This window comes from Mucilaginibacter sp. OK098, from assembly GCF_900142915.1.
Lineage (GTDB): Bacteria > Bacteroidota > Bacteroidia > Sphingobacteriales > Sphingobacteriaceae > Mucilaginibacter.
The window spans coordinates 40,285-59,528 of sequence record NZ_FRCM01000002.1; the positions used below are offsets into that span (position 1 = coordinate 40,285).

Annotated in this window: 18 protein-coding genes; 11 read left to right on the forward strand and 7 right to left on the reverse strand. The window is 40.4% G+C overall.

Annotated elements, in window-relative coordinates; translation table 11 throughout:
- Positions 1–58: 58 nt before the first annotated feature.
- The 6 genes from BUE31_RS07250 to BUE31_RS07280 all read left to right on the forward strand — a co-directional run bounded on the left by BUE31_RS07250 (position 59) and on the right by BUE31_RS07280 (position 7,293).
- Complete coding sequence (locus BUE31_RS07250; protein WP_073401841.1) at positions 59–1,033, forward strand: hypothetical protein; 975 nt, start codon at positions 59–61, stop codon at positions 1,031–1,033.
- Positions 1,017–2,147: a glycosyltransferase gene (locus BUE31_RS07255; protein WP_073401843.1), complete on the forward strand. Its 1,131-nt coding sequence runs from the start codon at positions 1,017–1,019 to the stop codon at positions 2,145–2,147. Before BUE31_RS07250 ends, BUE31_RS07255 begins: the two co-directional genes overlap by 17 nt.
- Before the next feature lie 201 nt (positions 2,148–2,348).
- Positions 2,349–3,491: an ABC transporter permease gene (locus BUE31_RS07260; protein WP_073401845.1), complete on the forward strand. Its 1,143-nt coding sequence runs from the start codon at positions 2,349–2,351 to the stop codon at positions 3,489–3,491.
- Positions 3,492–3,532: 41 nt separating this feature from the next.
- Entirely contained in the window at positions 3,533–4,768 is a 1,236-nt protein-coding gene (locus BUE31_RS07265; protein WP_073401847.1) for a PP2C family protein-serine/threonine phosphatase, read from the forward strand.
- A gap of 428 nt (positions 4,769–5,196) precedes the next feature.
- Positions 5,197–5,793 (forward strand): ribonuclease HII, encoded by a 597-nt coding sequence (locus BUE31_RS07275; RefSeq protein ID WP_073401851.1) that lies wholly within the window; start codon positions 5,197–5,199, stop codon positions 5,791–5,793.
- 276 nt (positions 5,794–6,069) lie between these two features.
- Positions 6,070–7,293 (forward strand): glycosyltransferase family 4 protein, encoded by a 1,224-nt coding sequence (locus tag BUE31_RS07280; RefSeq protein WP_073403032.1) that lies wholly within the window; start codon positions 6,070–6,072, stop codon positions 7,291–7,293.
- Here the strand turns inward: BUE31_RS07280 and BUE31_RS07285 are convergent.
- Positions 7,282–8,673, reverse strand: coding sequence for a serine hydrolase (locus tag BUE31_RS07285; RefSeq protein WP_083619459.1), 1,392 nt, complete (start codon positions 8,671–8,673; stop codon positions 7,282–7,284). The genes BUE31_RS07280 and BUE31_RS07285 overlap by 12 nt on opposite strands.
- A 228-nt stretch (positions 8,674–8,901) precedes the next feature.
- Here BUE31_RS07285 and gcvT point away from each other — a divergent pair, with 228 nt between their 5' ends.
- A complete protein-coding gene (gene gcvT, locus BUE31_RS07290) occupies positions 8,902–9,981 on the forward strand; it encodes a glycine cleavage system aminomethyltransferase GcvT (protein ID WP_073401853.1) in 1,080 nt (359 codons plus the stop codon).
- A 65-nt stretch (positions 9,982–10,046) separates the two neighbouring features.
- Positions 10,047–10,772 carry a 2-phosphosulfolactate phosphatase gene (locus tag BUE31_RS07295; protein WP_234997769.1) on the forward strand — a complete coding sequence of 242 codons (726 nt, stop codon included), beginning with the start codon at positions 10,047–10,049 and terminating at the stop codon, positions 10,770–10,772.
- 135 nt (positions 10,773–10,907) lie between these two features.
- Here BUE31_RS07295 and BUE31_RS07300 read toward each other — a convergent pair whose 3' ends face one another.
- Both BUE31_RS07300 and dtd read right to left on the reverse strand, forming a co-directional pair.
- A complete protein-coding gene (locus BUE31_RS07300) occupies positions 10,908–11,234 on the reverse strand; it encodes a nucleotide pyrophosphohydrolase (RefSeq protein WP_073401857.1) in 327 nt (108 codons plus the stop codon).
- 144 nt (positions 11,235–11,378) lie between these two features.
- On the reverse strand, positions 11,379–11,831 hold the full coding sequence (gene dtd, locus BUE31_RS07305; protein ID WP_073401858.1) for a D-aminoacyl-tRNA deacylase: 453 nt from the start codon (positions 11,829–11,831) through the stop codon (positions 11,379–11,381).
- Positions 11,832–12,007: 176 nt separating this feature from the next.
- Here dtd and BUE31_RS07310 point away from each other — a divergent pair, with 176 nt between their 5' ends.
- The 3 genes from BUE31_RS07310 to BUE31_RS07320 are packed head-to-tail and all read left to right on the forward strand — an operon-like array spanning position 12,008 to position 16,720.
- Positions 12,008–13,240, forward strand: coding sequence for a cystathionine gamma-synthase family protein (locus BUE31_RS07310; RefSeq protein ID WP_073401860.1), 1,233 nt, complete (start codon positions 12,008–12,010; stop codon positions 13,238–13,240).
- A 29-nt stretch (positions 13,241–13,269) separates the two neighbouring features.
- A complete protein-coding gene (locus BUE31_RS07315; protein ID WP_073401862.1) occupies positions 13,270–14,316 on the forward strand; it encodes a hypothetical protein in 1,047 nt (348 codons plus the stop codon).
- Positions 14,252–16,720 (forward strand): hypothetical protein, encoded by a 2,469-nt coding sequence (locus tag BUE31_RS07320; RefSeq protein WP_073401864.1) that lies wholly within the window; start codon positions 14,252–14,254, stop codon positions 16,718–16,720. The genes BUE31_RS07315 and BUE31_RS07320 overlap by 65 nt, the downstream gene beginning before the upstream one ends.
- Positions 16,721–16,922: 202 nt before the next feature.
- On the opposite strand, the gene rsgA is transcribed toward BUE31_RS07320, so the two are convergent.
- The 4 genes from rsgA to BUE31_RS07340 form a co-directional block, all read right to left on the reverse strand.
- Complete coding sequence (gene rsgA / locus BUE31_RS07325; protein WP_073401866.1) at positions 16,923–17,843, reverse strand: ribosome small subunit-dependent GTPase A; 921 nt, start codon at positions 17,841–17,843, stop codon at positions 16,923–16,925.
- Positions 17,843–18,199, reverse strand: a complete 357-nt coding sequence (locus BUE31_RS07330) for a type II toxin-antitoxin system PemK/MazF family toxin (protein ID WP_073401868.1) — start codon at positions 18,197–18,199, stop codon at positions 17,843–17,845. Before BUE31_RS07330 ends, rsgA begins: the two co-directional genes overlap by 1 nt.
- The gene (locus BUE31_RS07335; protein WP_073401870.1) at positions 18,192–18,449 is read right to left on the reverse strand and encodes a hypothetical protein; all 258 of its coding nucleotides are present in this window, start codon (positions 18,447–18,449) and stop codon (positions 18,192–18,194) included. Before BUE31_RS07335 ends, BUE31_RS07330 begins: the two co-directional genes overlap by 8 nt.
- 77 nt (positions 18,450–18,526) lie before the next feature.
- A complete protein-coding gene (locus BUE31_RS07340; protein WP_073401872.1) occupies positions 18,527–19,108 on the reverse strand; it encodes a hypothetical protein in 582 nt (193 codons plus the stop codon).
- Positions 19,109–19,244: the final 136 nt, after the last annotated feature.

A 19,244-nucleotide genomic window follows, 5' to 3' on the forward strand; every position in this document is an offset into this window, starting at 1 on the left:
TAACAAAACGTGAAAAATCCGAAATCCTTTTTCTAACATTGCACAAAATATTCTGCTTTTGACTGCCCGCGCTAAAAAATTATTTTCATACCTGCTTAAATTTGGCATATTAATACTCGCTTTCTGGTTCATTTATCATCGGATCTTAAAAAACAATGATAATCTGCACAAATTCGAGAGCCTGGTAGCACATGTCACTTACAATAAAGTGGTTATTACCATGGTGTGCGTGGTGCTGCTGATGGTGCTTAACTGGGTGCTGGAGTCATTAAAGTGGTGGCACTTAACCCGGAAACTATCGCCAATGTCTGTATGGAAAGCTATAGAGGCTGTGTTTTGCGGTTTAACCTGGGCCGTATTTACCCCTAACCGCATAGGCGAATATGGCGGCCGCGTAATGTTTTTACCAAACCGCAAACGGATCCACGGCGTTTTTGCAATGGCGGTTGGTTCATTTGGGCAAAACGTTATTACCAATGTTTTAGGGGCTGCCGCTTCGGTTTGGTTCCTGTTTGTTTTTATTCACCCGAAAGACTGGATAATGCTGTGCGTAGTAGTTGTTGCAGCAGTATTTATGGCAATAATGCTTACCTTTTATTTTAACATTAAATGGATGGTATACTTACTTAACCGGGTAAAGTTCCTTCATAAGTATCACCGCTTTTTTGATATTATGGGCAACTATAAAACCAGCCAGCTTTTAAATATCATGTGGTTTTGCCTGGGCCGGTTTTTTGTTTTTACCTTTCAGTATTATCTTATAATCCATTTACTGATCCCGCAGATCCCGCTTTATCAAATGTCATTGCTCATGTTTGTTTTCTTCTTTATCCAGTCGGCCATACCATCGCTGGATGTGCTTGATATTGGTGTACGAAGCATTACTGCGGATAAACTGTTTAGTTATGTAACAGACCAGCATATCGCCATTGTGGTGGCGGTTTCGCTTATCTATATTATTAATCTTATTATTCCTGCTATTTTCGGGTCTATATTTGTTTTTAAATTAAAATTCTTTGATCGTAATTCTTAGTACCGCTTCCTTTTTACTTACAGGTTTGTTTCTGTGCGTAGTGGCCTTCATCGTAATAGGATGGAACGCTATAAAACGTCCCCAGGTAAAGCTTGAAGGCTTTACAACAAAAGTAACGGTAATGATAGCTGCACGTAATGAGGCCGAAAGCATCCATTTAACTATCAATGACATTTTAGCACAGGACTATCCCAAACACCTTACCGAAATTATTATTGTTGATGATCACTCAACCGATAACACTTCGCAGATCATTAGCAGCTATGCCGATAAGGGCGTAAGGCTTTTACAGTTAAATGAAGATAAGCCATTAAACTCGTACAAAAAGAAAGCAATTGCCGAAGCCATCAAATTATCAAACGGCGAGCTGATGGTGGCAACCGATGCAGATTGCCGCATGGGCAGTAAATGGCTCTCGTCTGTTGCAGGCTATTACGAAATGGAACAGCCTTTCATGATCTCCTCTCCGGTAAGCTATTTTGAAGAACGGTCATTATTTGAACGGATGCAGGCATTGGAGTTTTATTCGCTTATTGCCACCGGCGGAGCGTTTATTGGTAATGGCCATGCATCAACCTGCAACGGCGCCAACCTGGCTTACCGCAAGGATATATTTTACGAAGTTGGCGGTTTTAAAGGCATAGATGACCTTGCATCAGGCGATGATGAGTTGCTGCTGCAAAAAGTAGCTGCGCGTTATCCCGGTAAAATCGGCTTTTTAAAATGGTACGATGCCATTGTTTTTACACATGCAAAACACAATTTATCGAGCTTTATGCAGCAACGCCGCCGCTGGGCATCAAAGTCGGTAAAATATAAAGACAAAAAAGTAGTGGCGCTGGTAGTTGGCTTATGGTTATTTAATCTTTCGGTACTGGCCAACTTGTGTTACGGGCTTTATGATGCCAACTATTTAATAGTATCCGGCATCCAATACCTTACCGTATTTTTAGCCGAGCTCGCCCTGCTATGGCCGGTAACCGCCTTTTTTAAACGGCGCAAATTAATGCTGGTGCTGCCAATATCCATCCCCTTATATTTTGTATACTTTGTTTATATAGGCCTGCTGGGCAACAAAGGGAAGTATAATTGGAAGGGAAGGATGGTGCGTTAAGTATGGTTTATTAGGTTGATTAAGTTGGATTGAGTTGATTTAGTTAAGTATTGAGTATGCTTATTAATTTAATTATCATTTCTAAGTCAGATCTCATCGTAAACCGCCCAATACCTGCTATAAATCAACTTAATCAACCACTCACTTAATCAACTTAGTCAACTACTTACTATCTTTAGCCTGAAGCAATATTAACTGCAATTGACTGATCTTAGCCCCTCACAACGTACCTGGAAAATATTCAAGCGCAATAAAATTGCTATGGCCGGGCTTGCGGTAATTATTTTCACACTGATAGTAGCCATTCTGGGTTACCTCATTATGCCCGACCCCACTCCCCTGGCCAATAATATGACCATTCAGCTCAGCATAAAAAAACCGGGATCGGAGTTTATGATCCTGAGGCTCCGCAAAGCCGAACCTGTTGATACCGTAAATATTTTTACCAAAATGCTGTTTGGCCAACCCTCATTTTACCGCGAGATCCCAATAACTGGTTATCGCTATTCAAAAGGCTGGATCTATGTAAATGAATATATAGGTGCCGAAGACAAACCGGAACCAAAAGCATACAAATTGCCATCCGCGCCCCTAAAGGGGGAGCTGAAATATTCAAAAACTCCCCCTTTAGGTGGCTGGGGGGCCAACGTTATTCACAGAACCTATTTGCTCGGCACCGATATTTATGGCCGCGACCTTCTTAGCAGGTTAATTTTAGGTACCCGCGTTTCACTAGCCGTAGGTTTAATGTCGGTGATCATCAGCATGCTTTTAGGGGTAACCATTGGCGCTGTGGCAGGTTATTTTGGCGGATGGATTGATGCTGTCTTAAGTTGGCTGATGAATATATTATGGGCTCTGCCGGCATTGCTGCTGGTTATAGCCATATCATTTGCATTGGGTAAAGGCTTATGGCAGATCTTTATTGCGGTAGGTTTATCAATGTGGGTTGAAGTTGCCCGCCTGGTGCGCGGCCAGGTATTAAGCTTAAAACAGGTTGAATACATTGAGGCCGCCCGCTCATTGGGATTTAACAATACCCGCATCATCAGCAGGCATATTTTACCAAACATAATTGGCCCCATATTGGTGCTGGCGTCATCAAACTTTGCATCAGCCATATTATTAGAAGCCGGGCTTAGCTTTTTAGGATTTGGAGCGCAGCCGCCAATGCCAACCTGGGGCAGCATGATAAAGGAGCATTATGGCTATATTGTAATGGATTCGGCCTACCTGGCTGTAATACCGGGTTTGGCAATTATGTTTTTGGTTTACGCATTTAACCTGGTAACAGTAGGTTTAAGAGATGCTTTCGATATAAAATCACAAAGTACCCGGTTTTAAAAAAAATATCTTTATTTTAGTCAGCCTTTCTAATATTACTAATGCAGAATATCGACGACATCTCAGCCGAAGACGAATTAATACGGTTGTTGCTTAAAAGGCAAACGGAATTAAACGCTTTGCTTGAAATAACCCAGGCTATTAATAAAGATACAGGCACCCCGGTGCTCATCCAAATGTTGCAGGTTATTTTAAAAAGCTACCTGCAGGTAGGCAAGCTCAGGTTTTTAATTGAGAAGGAGGGTAAGTATGTATTACTTTCCAAATATGGCGGCGATATTGAGCATACAAGTGTTTTGCATAAGGCCTGTCTTAAATTACAGAAATTTAAGTGGCCAACCCCACTGGCCAACCATGAAGATGCCGTGCTTGGCAAATACGATTATTTTATTCCTATCTATCATAAAAAGAAAGCGCTTGCCTATGCATTGATCGGTGACTTTAACCCGTCAAGCGAGTTGCTAAATAACGATCTTAACTTTATTCAAACAGTAGTAAACGTTATTGTTGTTGCGCTCGAAAACAAAAAGCTATTTAAAGAACGACTGCAATCTGAACGTTTTCAGCGCGAAATGGAGCTGGCTGTTGAGGTTCAAAATATGCTCATCCCTTTAAAAGCTTATAAAGACGAGAGCGTTGAGGTTAGCGCACGCTATATTCCCCATCAAAACATTGGGGGCGATTACTTTGATTTTATCCGGCTTAGTGACCATGAGTTTTTATGGTGCATTGCAGATGTATCAGGCAAGGGAATTTCTGCCGCGCTGTTAATGGCAAATTTCCAGGCAAGCTTACATGCATGGTCGGCTGTTGAAGATGATCTTGCCAATATTGTTGAACGCTTAAACAAAATTGTTATCACTAATACCAAAGGCGAAAGGTTCATCACCCTTTTCCTGGCCAAATACAACGAAAGAACCCGCAAGCTTTGTTACATTAATGCAGGCCATAATGCTACAGTTGTGTTCTCGCAAAATGAAGCCATAACGCTTAAGCTGGGGACTACCATGATTGGTGTTTTTGATGAGCTGCCTTTCCTTAACCAGGGAGAAGTTGATATTGAACCCGGCAGTTTAATAGTAAATTATACCGACGGCTTAATGGACCATGAGCACAGTAATAAGGACTGGAACGAAGAAAACCTGATAGAATTCATAAAAATCCACGGTCACCTTCCCCCAAATGATTTTAACGAATTATTGATGAACCACATTAATTTGGTGATAAAAGGCAAGCCTATTGATGATGTGACGTTGCTGACGTTGAAGATTTTTTGATTAAGGTTTCGCCCTTGTTGGAGTTGTCCCCAACAAGATGGATGAGGCTTTAAACAAATATGAAGCCGTAGAGAATCCATGTCTGAGAGTTCACATCACAAACATATTGGTTTTGTTGGAGACAACTCTTCCGCCCTTGTTGGTGTTGTCACCAACAAGATGGATGAGGCTTTAAATATATTACGAAGCCGGAGAAAATCAATGTCCGAGAGTTCACGTCACAAACATATTGGTTTTGTTGGAGACAACTCCAACAAAGGCACCAATATAAAGCCGTAGAAAATCAATGTCTGAGAGTTCACATCACAAACATATTGGTTTTGTTGGAGACAACTCCAACAAAGGCGACAAAGGCATCAAGGCAAAAACTTTTCAACAAAACAACAATATTTACAACAACTACAACTATTACAACGTTTTCAACTCAAATGCTGCTATCCCGATACCAATATGAATACTTAGAAGCCGGCTGTGATGAAGCAGGTCGGGGATGTTTGGCAGGCCCGGTATTTGCCGCCGCAGTTATACTGCCCGATAATTTTGACCATAAATTACTAAACGATTCCAAACAACTAAGCGAAGATGTAAGGTATGAGCTCCGCATTGAAATTGAGCAAAAGGCCATTGCACATGCGGTAGGGGTTGTAGATAATATAGAAATTGATGCTATAAATATCCTCAATGCTTCTTTTTTGGCAATGCACCGGGCAATTGAGAAACTGCATTTAAGTCCTCAATTTTTGATTATCGACGGCAACCGATTTAACAAATATCAAAACATACCTCATAAGTGCATAGTTGAAGGCGATGCCAAATATTTCAGCATAGCAGCGGCATCCATACTGGCAAAAACCTACCGCGACGATTACATGAAGCAAATAGCCGCCGAACACCCGGAATACGACTGGCACAAAAACAAAGGCTATCCCACCATAAAACACCGCAAAACCGTTTTGGAAATTGGCTATACCCCTTATCATCGCCGCACATTTAAGGTAACGAATCCGCAATTGGAGATGTTCTGAACCGGAACCGGGATTAAAGGATTTGGGGATTTTTCTGATGAATTAAATTATGCGCCTTACGTAGGGGCGTATTGCATACGCCCTCGTCAACAAGATGAGCTATATCGCGTACCTAAACTTCATTTCATAATTTAAAATCAGAAGATCGCTTCGTCCTTCTTCATCACATTAGCAATTGCATTTTTTGTAATATTTAGGCAATAAAACAACACAATAATTATCCCAGTCCTTCTTAATCGCCTATTTTTTATACTTTTGTTAAAAACCGGCAAACCATTGAGAATCCTTATTTTAACCCATCGTGTTCCGTTTCCGCAAAATGGCGGATACTCAATTGTGGTAAGCAATACCATACGTGAGCTGGTAAACCTTGGGCACGAAGTTTCATTGGTAGCGCTCAACGCCAAAAAAAATCACCACGAAAATAACGATGATGATAATGACCTGCTTTCAAAAATAAATTACCGGGCTTATGATATTGATATTAATGTATCCGTATTTGATGTTGCCGCAAACCTGTTCAGCAAAACGTCATTTAACATTGATAAATATTACGACCCTGAATTTGAAAGATTGCTGATCCGCGAGCTAAGGATAAAGGATTATGACATCATCCAGTTCGAAGGACTTTTAGTTTCCCTGTATTTAGCGGCAGTACGCAAGGTTTCAAAAGCAAAGCTCATCTACCGCTCACATAATATTGAGAACCAGATCTGGCAGCGGCTCTCGGAACAAAAAAGTGATCCGTTTAAAAAGTCGTACCTGAAAATGCATGCCAAACGGATAAAAAACTACGAGCTGCTGCAATTAAATAATTTCGACGCGATTGCCGTTTTCACGCAGCAGGATAAAAGCACCCTGCTTGAATATGGCACAAAAATACCTATTGAGATCTTGCCGGTAGGTATAAATCTTGATCATTATAAACCCGATTTCAGCAAAACCGAATTCCCCAGCCTGTTTTTTTTGGGCTCGTTAGATTGGCTGCCAAATCGCGAGGGCATTGAATGGTTCATCGAAAATTTCAACAAGGATTTAACAGAAGGGGATCTGCGCGTAAAATTCTATGTGGCCGGCAATGATATCCCCGAGCGTTTTGACGATTATGATGTAATGGGTAAAATATTTATCCAGGGCGAGGTTGATGATGCGCTTGAATTTGTAAACAGCAAATCGATAATGATCGTCCCCCTTATGTCTGGCGGAGGGATGCGGGTGAAAATTGTTGAGGGCATGGCTATGCAAAAATGTATTATCTCCACCTCATTGGGTGCAGAAGGCATAAATTATGAAAATGGCGTTAACATCCTTATCGCCAATGATTATGATGAATTTTACGACGCCATAAAGCATTGCATCACCGATGAGGATTATTGCAAAAATATTGGCCTTAATGCCCGAAAGCTAATGGAAGAACAAAACGATGCAAACCGGGTTACCAAAAGGCTGGTTGATTTTTATGAAGCTGTGATCGGTGTTTATTCTGCCTCACTTCTCTAATTCAGCAATAATATTCTTTGCATTTTGGTTTGTAGGGTCTAACTGTAACGAACGTTTATAATTAGCAAGCGCCTTTTGCTTATCTCCCTGTTTATAATAAGCTTCGCCTAAACTATCATACCCATTGCCCGAAGATGGGAAAAGCACGGTATTGTACTCAAACACAGTTATAGCATCATTTATCCGGTTCTTGCCCATTAAAAAATAGCCTATTTCGTTTAATGTCGATTCATTATCAAAGCCAAATTCCTTTTCATGCTTAACTTTTAAATTATCATAAAAAGAAATCACCTGTTTGCCGTTCAATGTATCCAATGTTGATTGATATTGTTTTAAAATTGATTTTTTAGGCTGATGGTATGGTTTCCCATCCAAAATAGCTTGTATGGCACTGTTTATATCATATAAATTGCCTTGCTTGTTATTGCTCATTAATATAACCACCCTGCCTTTTGGCGCATCATCAACAAGTAAAGCCTGGTAATTAAGGCTTGAACCATCATGTATATGGCTTATAAGCTTATCGCCATCCATGCTGCCACCGCCAAGCCCCGCCTGTTTGTTTGGCCCTACCGGGTAAATAATTTGCCTGGTTGATGCAGCATTGATGAGTTTAAAAGTTGCTATGCAATTAGCCCATTTGTAAAAATCAGCAATAGTAAGACAAGTCCAGCCCGATATCGGAACGATTAATGAATCCTGCTGATAATTGTCATTATAAGCTTTAGCTATTAAAACATCAGCTTCCGCAGGGTCAATTATAGCTGCGCTCATGCCGCATGGTTTTAAAATTTTTTGCTGTACAAACTCTTTAAAGCTTAGGCCGCTTACTTTTTCAATTATCCGTCGTTGCAAAAAAACATTGTTGTTGTTATAATTATAGCTGGTACCCGGTTCAAAATTAAGTTTATCCAGTTTTTTAAGATCAGCCATATTATCCCCATCATTTTTAACACTAGCCCATTTAACATCAGGCAGTCCGCTGGTATATTGCAAAAGGTTTTTAATACTGATCTTTCCGGCCCATGAGGGCAGATCAGGCAGATATTTCGATACTTTGTCATCCAGGCTCAGTTTTCCTTGTTCCTGTAGCATCATAATTCCAACCGCATTAAACTCTTTAGCTATTGAACCAATATGAAAACGGTAATTTTCTGCCAGCTTTATTTTTCTGGAAGCATCAGTAAAACCAACAGCTGTTTTATAAATAACATGGTTGTTATCAGCTACCAAAACATTCCCGTTAAAAAGCCCAAGTCTGTTTGCGCCATGTATCAGCGAGTCTATTTCTGCAGCTTTATTTTCCTGGGCTTTTAAATTATTTATGGCGGCAATAAGTATAATACTTAATAAAAAGAATGTTTTAACAGCATGTTTCATATGTGTTATGACGCAGTATAACCTCCTTGGTTACGTATTCTGTAAATATATTACAACTGGCATCAGAATGTTACCATAGTAAAAGGAATAAAAATCTTTAAAATCCCTAAATCGTATTACTTTTGCCCCATAATAATTAATAATGAAACCATCATAAGCTATCACTCAAAAAACGAAATAAATACAGCTCATGATAGCTTCATTGCCTTTAAAAAAACAATTGTTCTAATGAAAAATACCGCTTTAACCGATATTCATATAAAAGAAGGTGCCAAAATGGTACCGTTTGCTGGTTACAATATGCCTGTTCAATATGCAGGTATCAATGCCGAACACGAGACCGTACGCAACGGCGTTGGTGTATTTGATGTTAGCCATATGGGCGAGTTTATTGTAAAAGGCGATCATGCGCTTGAGCTGATCCAGCAGGTTACCAGTAACGACGTAGCTAAATTGTATGACGGTAAAGTGCAATACTCTTGTCTGCCAAACCTTGATGGCGGGATAGTTGACGATTTGCTGGTTTATCGGATTGACGATAAAACCTATATGCTGGTAGTTAACGCATCAAACATTGATAAAGATTGGGACTGGATCTCGAAATTCAATACCATGGGTGCCGATATGAAAAACATTTCAGACCGCACCTCCCTGCTTGCTATCCAGGGACCAAAAGCTGCCGCAGCATTGCAAAGCTTAACCGATATCGACCTGGCTTCGATGGAGTATTATACTTTTAAAAAAGGAGTATTTGCAGGCATTGATAACGTAGTGGTATCGGCAACAGGCTATACCGGTGCAGGTGGTTTCGAGATCTACTTTGATAATGCAAATGCCGAACAGATCTGGAACGCCATTTTTGAAGCCGGCAAACCATTCGGTATAAAACCAATTGGCTTAGGCGCACGTGATACTTTACGCCTGGAGATGGGTTTCTGCCTTTACGGCAACGACATTGACGATACAACATCGCCATTGGAAGCCGGCTTAGGATGGGTAACCAAGTTTAGCAAAGAGTTTAACAATTCGGCAGTATTACAACAGCAAAAACAGGAAGGCCTTAAACAAAAACTGGTAGGCTTTGAAATGATCGACCGCGGCATTCCCCGCCATGATTATGAAATTGTTGATGCAGATGGCAATAAAATAGGCCGGGTAACATCAGGCACCCAATCACCATCATTGCAAAAAGCAATCGGCATGGGCTATGTAAAAACCGAGTTCGCCAAAGAAGGCACCGAGATCTTCATCAGCATCCGCGATAATAAAATAAAAGCAAAGGTTGTAAAACCGCCGTTTGCTAAATAGTCATTGGGCATTTGTCATTAGTCATTTGTGGCTAATGGCAAACAATCCCATTATCCAACCATCCAATGACTAATGACACAATGACTAATGACCTCAATGTTTGCCTCACCCCTCTTCTGATCCCCCTTTACAATGTGGAGGATTACATTGTTGTGATCATTGATATTTTCAGGGCTACATCATCCATTTGCTATGGCATTGAGAACGGTGCGGAGGCGATAATCCCGGTATCTGAAATTGAAGCATGCGAAGCTTACCGCAATCACGGCCATTTGCTGGCTGCTGAACGCAATGGCGAGGTGGTTACCGGTTTTGATTTTGGCAATTCCCCATTCTCATACACAAAAGAAAAAGTAGCCGGCAAAACCATCGTATTAACCACTACCAATGGTACGCAGGCGCTGCACCTGTCGCGCAGTGCAAAAAGAATAGTGATCGGTTCATTTTTGAACCTTACCGCTTTATGCAACTGGCTTAAAACCCAAAACGAAAGTATTTTGCTGGTATGCGCAGGCTGGAAAAATAACTTCAACCTGGAAGATACCCTTTTTGCCGGCGCCGTAGTTGAGCAGCTTAAAGCAACCGGCCTAAAGCTTGATGATGCCGCCATTGCCGCAAATGACCTGTACCAGGCCGGCAAAAACGACATAAACGCATATCTCAAAAAAACATCCCACAGCGAACGCTTGAAAAAACTGGGTATTGAAAAGGATATAGAGTTTTGCCTGCAGGTAGATATAACAACGGCTATCCCGGTATTGGATGGGGAACGATTGATAAAATTAACATAACAAATTTGTCATTGCGAGCGAAGCGCGGCAACCTCGTAACTATACAGAGCGAATAGAATGGTGTAGAACTTGCATAGCCGCTAAGCATTCAATGAGATTGCTACGCTATCGCTCGCAATGACAAAGTGGTTATAATTATTTCAGCTTCTCGTTATTCTTATGCCTGTCCGCATCTCTTATACTTTTCTTTTCCATATTTTTTTCCAGCGCATCAGTAAGATCAATCCCGGTTTGGTTTGCCAGGCAGATCAGCACAAAAAGCACATCGGCCATTTCATCAGCCAGGTTAACTTGCGTATCCGATTTTTTGAACGATTGCTCGCCATATTGTCTTGCCATGATGCGGGCGACTTCACCAACTTCTTCCATTAAAATGGCGGTATTGGTGAGCTCGTTAAAGTATCTGATCCCGGTTGTTTTTATCCAGTTATCTACCAGATGCTGTGCTTCCTTAATTTCCATATGGGCACTAATGTCACGAATTATTGCGAATTACACGAATTGAATAAAGGCGAATTGAGTAAATGATAAACAGTAAAATTTCACAATTTACCTTTACCACCGTTTTAATTCGTGAAATTCGATAAAATTCGAGCTAATACGTGCCTATTCTTTATTCTTCGTATCCATTATAATAGTTACCGGTCCATCATTCACCAAGCTTATCTTCATATCGGCCCCAAAAATCCCAGCTTCAACTTTTTTATTTATTAGGCTTTCAAGCGTGCTTTTCATTTTTTCATAAAGCGGGATAGCTTTATCCGGCCTTGCTGCCCGTATAAACGATGGCCGGTTTCCCTTTTTGGTTTGGGCAAACAGCGTAAACTGCGAAATCAGCAAAATACCCCCGTCTATATCTGCCAATGCTTTGTTCATCAGTCCGTTTTCATCGCCAAAAACACGCAGGTTTGTTATTTTTTGAGCCAGCCATTGCAGGTCTTCATCCGTATCGGCATCTTCAATCCCCAGTAAAACTAAAAAGCCATGGCCTATGGCCCCGGTAATTTTATCATCCACCCTGCAGCTTGCTTCAGAAACACGTTGTATTACAGCTCTCACGGATAATTAGTTTATTAAGTTAGATTAAGTGAATTGTTGACTAAGTTGAATTCAAACATAATCAACTTAATGTAAATCTATCAAGCATTTAAACTGTTAATTTGAGATTTAATTAAAACTCCCTTTCAATTTTGTTAGTTTCGCAATCTGTTTGTTAATACTATTTTCTATATAACATGGCTTCCAGAGGATTCACAACCACTATTTTACATTCCGACCGTTTAGGCAAACCAGAACACGGCGCTTTACACAAACCCATCCACACCGCGGTTACTTACGGTTACGATGATGTGCAGGACCTTGTTGATATTTTTCAGAACAAGAAAAAAGGCTACGCTTACTCACGCCAGGGCAATCCAACTGTTTCGGCGCTTGAGCAAAAGGTAACGCAAATGGAAAATGGCTTGTCGACTATTGCTTTTTCTACCGGTATGGCTGCCATTTCAGCTACTATCCTGGCATTGATAAAACATGGCGACCATGTGCTGGCAAGCTCTTTTTTGTTTGGCAACACCCGCAGCGTGTTCCAGTCGTTTATGGATATGGGGCTTGATATTACATTTACTGATGCTACTTCAATAGATAATATAAAGGCCGAAATAAAGGACAATACCCGAATGGTTTTTGTTGAAACCATTGCCAACCCCGCAACACAAATAGCCGATCTTAAGGAAATAGGGAAACTGTGCGAGCAAAAAGGAATTATCTATGTGGTTGATAACACCATGACCTCGCCCTATATCTTCAAACCTGTTGATGTAAAGGCAAGTTTGGTCATCAACTCATTAACCAAATATATTGGCGGCCACGGCAACGCGCTTGGCGGCAGTGTTACCGATACCGGACTGTTTAACTGGTCTAACTTCCCCAATATCTTCGAAACCTTTAAAACCCAGGTTAAACCCGAAGTTTTAGGCATGACCCAGATCCGCAAAAAAGGCCTGCGTGATGCAGGTGGCACCCTTGCACCTGAAGCAGCACATTCTATTTCTGTAGGTTCTGAAACATTGGCCCTGCGCCTTGAAAGGGCCTGCAGCAATGCAATGGCTTTGGCCACCTTTTTTGAAGCGCACCCGTTGATCAAAAAAGTTTATTACCCCGGCCTTGAATCGCACCCGCAACACAAGCTTGCCGGCGAGCTGTTTTATAAATTCGGCGGACTGATGAGTTTCGAGCTTGATGAAAGCATTGATTGCTTTGCCTTTTTAAACAAGCTAAAACTGGTTATTAAATCAAGTAACCTGGGCGATACCCGCACTTTAGCCATACCGGTTGCACATACCATATTTAACGAATTAGGCGCTGCAAAGAGAGCTGAAATGGGAATTTCTGATTCGATGATCAGGCTATCTGTTGGTATTGAGGATTTGGATGATTTGCTGGATGATTTTAAAAACGCTTTGGTATAGATTCAAGAAAGCAAGAGTCAGGAATCAAGATGAAAAAATCAACCTATTCTTCTTTCCTGATTCTTGCTATCTTGCTTCTTACCTCTCTCTTCCCCTCCTGTCATAAATCCAAAAAAGTAAACACGTCTTTTTACTACTGGAAAACCGTTTACAAAACAAATCCAACTGAAACCGCCTACCTCAAACAATTCCAGTCGCATAAACTATACGTGCGCATAATGGATGTTAATATGGATGAGGATGGTATCTCCCCGGTCCCCATATCGCCCATTACATTTAAGGATAAGCTGCCGGATAGCGTACAAATAGTGCCGATAGTGTTTATTGTTAATGATGTTTTAAAAACCATAACAAAAGCCCGGCTGGATGATTTGGCAGCTAAGCTGATAACATTCGTAACCGCCAAAGTGCAACAGGCTGGCAACACTTCTTTTAACGAATTACAAATAGATTGCGACTGGACAACCAGCACCCGCGATAACTATTTTTACCTGCTAAACCGGTTAAAATTAAACCCTGCGCTAAAGCACAAAACGTTATCGGCAACACTACGGCTGCATCAGCTAAAAAATCAAAAAGGCAGCGGCATTCCACCCGTTAGCAGGGTCATGTTGATGTGTTATAATATGGGCAACCTGCGCAAGTATGGCAGCCAGAACAGCATATTGGAAATTAGCGAGTTAAAGAAATATTTAGGTGATAATATCTCCAAATACCCCATGCCGGTTGATGTGGGATTACCCCTGTTTAGCTGGGCCGTAGCGTTTAGAAACAGGGAATATATCGGTATTTCAAAAAGAATAAAAATTGTTGATTTAAATAACAAAAATCAATTTATATTTATAGGAAATAACATTTACAAAGCAGCCGCAGATCTTCCCGAATATGGATTACTGAAAGCCGATGAAGTGCGTTGGGAAGCTATCCCTGTGCCTGTTTTGGAGGCTGTAGCAAGCTATATATCGCCGCTGATAAAAACGGATACTATTAACGTAATTTATTTCCATCTTGATGAAACGGTTATTAAACCTTATACCTTCCCCAACCTCCAAAAGGTTAATAATTTACTGCGTTAGCTTTATTGCGGTCTTTTTTGTGGGCATTGCCGTTGATTTAGCCTGCTCGGGCGAAGATGACCCTTACGATTACTACGTTTCGTTTTTCCATAACAACGTGCAGGGCGAGCATAATTACGGCTCATTTTATTTATCGTACAATTATGTATTTAATGATGAAGAGCCGGAAAGCGAACAGGACATTAACGCAAAAGAATGGGCGGCTTACCTGGGCAGAGATATAAAAACAGAAGATGTTAAAGCGGCTTTGTACGGTGATGCAAAGGGAGATTCTGCCATGTTGCATGATAAGCTTATTGGTAAAAATAAGCTGCCCGACGGTTTAAAATCCAATTCCTTTTTTTACGCAATTGCATTTGGAAATAACGACAGCGCTTTGCAATACTATCTTTTTGCTAAAGGTGTTGAACGTGTGGCAAATTTTGGTTACGACCAATGGAACCCCCAGCCTGTTGATACCAATAAGTTATATAATAGCGGTCTGGAAGCCCTGAAAAGAGCAAAAACCGAAAAAGATAAATTCATCAAGCTGCGTTACCTCTACCAGGCCGAACGCTTGCTGCATTACAGTACTGATTTTAAACAGGCCATGGCCGTATATGATGAATATATAGCGGACTATAAGTCTGATAGCCATGTAAAAGGTTGGGCTCTGGCGCTTAAAGCCGGCGAAGAACGAAGGCTTGGTGATACCGGTAAGGCGGCTTACCTGTTTTCAAAAGTGTTTGCCTTATATCCTGAAAGACGCGTTCAGGCTTATAAAAACTTCCACTATTGCTCGGCTAACGCCGATAAAGTTGCAGCCCTGGCCGCAAACAATACCGAAAGGGCTTTTATATATGCCATTGATGGTTTTGGCAATATGGAATACAATATCCCCTATTTACAAAAGGTGTACCAGTATGACCCGCATGCCGAAGCTGTAGGAGTATTACTGGTTCGCGAGTTAAACAAGCTGGAGCTAAAATATCTTTCGCCCAGGCTTGGCAACCAGCTTACATACAATAATAGTTACAAAGATCCGGAAGCCGGCAAAACTAACCAGGAGGCAATAAATGAAATTAACGAATTGCAAAAGGTTTGTAATAAGCTCTCCGCAGATGGTAAATATGCGGAGCCGGCTCTTGGTTACATTGCATCGGCCTATCTTTCCTGGATGGAAGGCGGCCATACAGCTGATGGTTTAAACTATTTAAGCAAGGTGAATAATGAAAAGTTAAGCCCAAAGCTAAACGACCAAAAACAATTGGTAAACCTGTTGCTTACCGCACAAAAGTTTGAAAAATTAAACGATGTTAATGAAGCACAGCTATTACCCTCGTTAAAATGGCTTGACAATAAAGTTGCTGAGCAATTAAAAAAAATAAAATCCGGCGATGATAACGGGTATGCCAGGGGGTATAACAGCAGCCGGTTTGCTTCTTCTGCCAGGGACTTTTACAACCTGGTTTTATCAACAGCTTATTTAAAACAAAAAGACACTATAAAAGCAGCGCTATGTATCCTTAAAAGTGAAAAAATATTCAATCCGGTTGATTCATCAGCAAATAATAATTTAAACACAATAAATACCTCTCCCCAGTTTTGGACGCATTACCTGCATTCGCCGCAGGTAAACCAGCTGATAGCATGGAAGCTGAACCCAACCGGATCATCGTATTTAAAATTCCTTGCCGGATCACTCTCAAAAATAAAAACCAACGAGCTTTACGACCTGTTAGGCACAGATTATCTGCGTGAGCATAACTATAGTATGGCCACAGCTGCATTTAAAAAGATCAGCATCAAAGGTTACAACAAAGGGATTAACATGTATATCGACTCATTAGAAATGGCCGATCCGTTTATTAACCAGTTGCATGATTATCCGAAAGTGTTTTTAAACGCTAATTCAAAACCGTTTAACAGGCTTATGTTTGCGCAAAAGATGTTATCGCTTCAGGGTAAACTTAAGTCTGATCCTAAAAACGCAGCATCCTATTATTTTCAAATAGCAACAGGTTTGTACAATGCTACTCACTACGGCAATGCCTATTATTTAATTTCGTACGAATGGTCTTCGTACGATTATGGCCGTCAAAACCTGTATAGTTATGATAATGATTATATAAAAACCAAAACCGCCGAACAATATTATTTAAAGGCATACCAGTTAAGTACCGATCAGGAATTTAAAGCAAAATGCACCTATATGGCTGCAAAATGCCGGCAAAAACAAATTACAGCGCCTGATGGCATAGGCTGGTCTGGCGAGTCAAATGGTCAGTACGATAAGGCAGTAAGGAACAACCCTTATTTTGCCGGATTAAAAAGCGGTTATTCAAAAACCGCCTTTTATAAGCTTGCTGTAAATGAGTGCAGTTATTTAAGGGATTACCTGGCATCAGCGAAAAATAAAAAATAAGTGGTTTGGCTTAAGACTTACAAAGTTTTATAAACTTCGTAAGTCTGGCTTTTCGATATATTATCAGGTAACTTGTTCCTGCACTCCGCCTGCTACGGTTTTATACAGCCAACCAGTCGCACGATAACCTTTATGATGAGATGCCGAAAATAAATTCTGCATGACGGATTGGTTTTACTTTCGGACTTTCGGACTTTACAGACTAACTCCTCGTATCATTCCCATTGTAAATGCTTAAATAACTTTCGTATCGCGATAGCTCAATTTCACCTTCTTCCACCGCTTCAAGCACTGCACAGCCCGGCTCATTAATATGGCGACAATTGTTAAAGCGGCATTGGTTCATGCGCTGGCGCATTTCGGGGAAGAAATGGCTTAGCTCCTGCTTTTCTATGTCGATAACCCCCAGTTCGCGGATGCCGGGGGTATCAATAATGAATCCCCCCTGAGGTAGCTCAAACATTTCGGCAAAAGTGGTGGTGTGCATCCCTTTATCGCTCCAGTCAGATACCTGGTGGGTACGCAGGTCAAGATCAGGCAGTAAAGCGTTTATCAGGCTTGATTTCCCTACCCCCGAATGCCCTGAAAATAAGGTTACTTTACCCTTCAGTAACTCCTGTACTTTTTCAATATTGGTTCCTTCCAATGCTGAAACCTCGTAACAGGGATACCCTATTTTTTCATAAACGGCTTTATAATCAGCCAATATCTCCAGCCCTTCATCACTAAAAAGATCCACTTTATTATAGATCAGCATTGCCGGGATGCTGTAAGCTTCGGCGGTTACCAAAAAACGATCAATAAACCCTAATGAGGTGCGCGGGGATGCCAAAGTAACCACCAGCATCGCCTGGTCGAGATTAGCGGCAATTATTTGCCCCTGTTTCGATAGATTGATGGATTTGCGGATGATATAATTTTTACGCTGCTGTAAATTGGTGATCACCCCGGTTTCCTGGTCGGGTTCCATTTCAAAATCAACTATATCCCCTACTGCTAATGGATTAGTTGTGGTGATCCCTTTCGTTCTGAACTTCCCTTTTATCCGGCAATCGATTCGCTTCCCTGCGGGTGTTTGCACCTGGTACCAACTTCCGGTTGATTTTGTAATTAATCCCTGCATTAAAGTGAAAGAATTGCCTGAACGCTAGCGTTTAAGCGGTTTATATCAATTTGTTCGAGCATACCTATTCTGCTTTTTAACCTTGAAACATCAATTGCTCTTATCTGATCACATAAAATATAGGATTTTTTTGATAGTCCGTTATATCCTGACGAATCGATTGATATACGAATAAATGACACGCCAGCAGTCGACAATGAAGATATAGCACAGGCGATAGTGGTTCTATGACCTGCCTTATTAAGTACATCCGATTGTATTATTACAATTGGGCGAATTTTACCTGGTTCGCTTCCTATAGATGGGTCTAAATCTGCAAACCATATTTCGTATTGTTTAGGATAAACTCTACTCATCTAAATGTTTTTTCATATCATTTAATGAGGCCAGCTCAAATTCTTCAATAAGTTCCCTGTTAGAATCAAACTGTTTTAACAATTGCACTTCACGTTCCATTTGTTCTTCCAAGGTTTTCTTAGCTTGCCATTTATTGTAGTGTTCGATGGCAATTTTTATATAATTCGACCTGCTGGTTTTTTCGGCTTTAACATGCCTGTCTGTTTCCTCAAACAGTTTGTCATCTAATTTTAAAAGGACACTTTTCATACTCATTAATTATATATCAAATATAGATATACTTTTGTATATACAGAATACAATTACAACAGCTTCTATATTTCTTATTAATTTGCCATCGCCTTATTTAGTGATACAATACAATTAATTATCGCCGTATTTATGCAAGACAGGTAGTATCTTATCGTACTGCCATCAAAGTTGTGCATCAAACCGTAGTCTTTCTTCTTATAAGTATCTATTAACCAATCAGCGTTGGTTGGATGAGCAACTATTTTATTAAAAAAATTGCTTTTAGGCCTAAAGTACGCGTCAGAAATTTTATAGGTATAATAACCATCCTCACAATTAATTTTAATAGTTACCCGCATGTAATAATCATAGTATACCACTCTCATTGAATTTGGAGGAGCGCGAAATTCAAGAATAGCCCAGCTCAAAACACTACTCCTGACATCCTTATCTTTCGATAAGGTATCAGCCCAATGATATTTAAAATAACTGTTGATCCATTTTTTTGCGACGTTATCCAACACGGCTTTATTATGTCCTTGTACCTTTACGCTATCGGTGTATGTTAATTTCCCATTAACCACAGGTAATTTATATACAATGGTATCTTTTCCTTTTTGTGCAAGTCCGGTTTTTGCTATAATTAAAAACAAGATTAATATTACTGTTCTGCTCATATAATGAGTAATTATATTAAAAATCGTTGTATTTATCCCTGTTTTTATTAAAAGTAAAATAACTCTTGTTTATTAAAAAAATATCTACTTACTTTACAGACATAATATATATGATAATTAACAACACCACATCAAC

Excerpts from the sequence above, each read along its gene's own strand:
- BUE31_RS07300 (WP_073401857.1), bottom strand. The coding sequence starts at position 11,234 with ATGGAAATTAAGGAAGCACAGCATCTGGTAGATAACTGGATAAAAACA.
- BUE31_RS07340 (WP_073401872.1), bottom strand. The coding sequence starts at position 19,108 with ATGAGCAGAACAGTAATATTAATCTTGTTTTTAATTATAGCAAAAACC.
- BUE31_RS07320 (WP_073401864.1), top strand. The coding sequence starts at position 14,252 with ATGAAACGGTTATTAAACCTTATACCTTCCCCAACCTCCAAAAGGTTA.
- BUE31_RS07275 (WP_073401851.1), top strand. The coding sequence starts at position 5,197 with ATGCTGCTATCCCGATACCAATATGAATACTTAGAAGCCGGCTGTGAT.
- rsgA (WP_073401866.1), bottom strand. The coding sequence starts at position 17,843 with ATGCAGGGATTAATTACAAAATCAACCGGAAGTTGGTACCAGGTGCAA.
- BUE31_RS07285 (WP_083619459.1), bottom strand. The coding sequence starts at position 8,673 with ATGAAACATGCTGTTAAAACATTCTTTTTATTAAGTATTATACTTATT.
- BUE31_RS07265 (WP_073401847.1), top strand. The coding sequence starts at position 3,533 with ATGCAGAATATCGACGACATCTCAGCCGAAGACGAATTAATACGGTTG.
- BUE31_RS07315 (WP_073401862.1), top strand. The coding sequence starts at position 13,270 with ATGAAAAAATCAACCTATTCTTCTTTCCTGATTCTTGCTATCTTGCTT.
- BUE31_RS07335 (WP_073401870.1), bottom strand. The coding sequence starts at position 18,449 with ATGAAAAGTGTCCTTTTAAAATTAGATGACAAACTGTTTGAGGAAACA.
- BUE31_RS07330 (WP_073401868.1), bottom strand. The coding sequence starts at position 18,199 with ATGAGTAGAGTTTATCCTAAACAATACGAAATATGGTTTGCAGATTTA.
- BUE31_RS07310 (WP_073401860.1), top strand. The coding sequence starts at position 12,008 with ATGGCTTCCAGAGGATTCACAACCACTATTTTACATTCCGACCGTTTA.
- BUE31_RS07295 (WP_234997769.1), top strand. The coding sequence starts at position 10,047 with ATGACTAATGACACAATGACTAATGACCTCAATGTTTGCCTCACCCCT.
- gcvT (WP_073401853.1), top strand. The coding sequence starts at position 8,902 with ATGAAAAATACCGCTTTAACCGATATTCATATAAAAGAAGGTGCCAAA.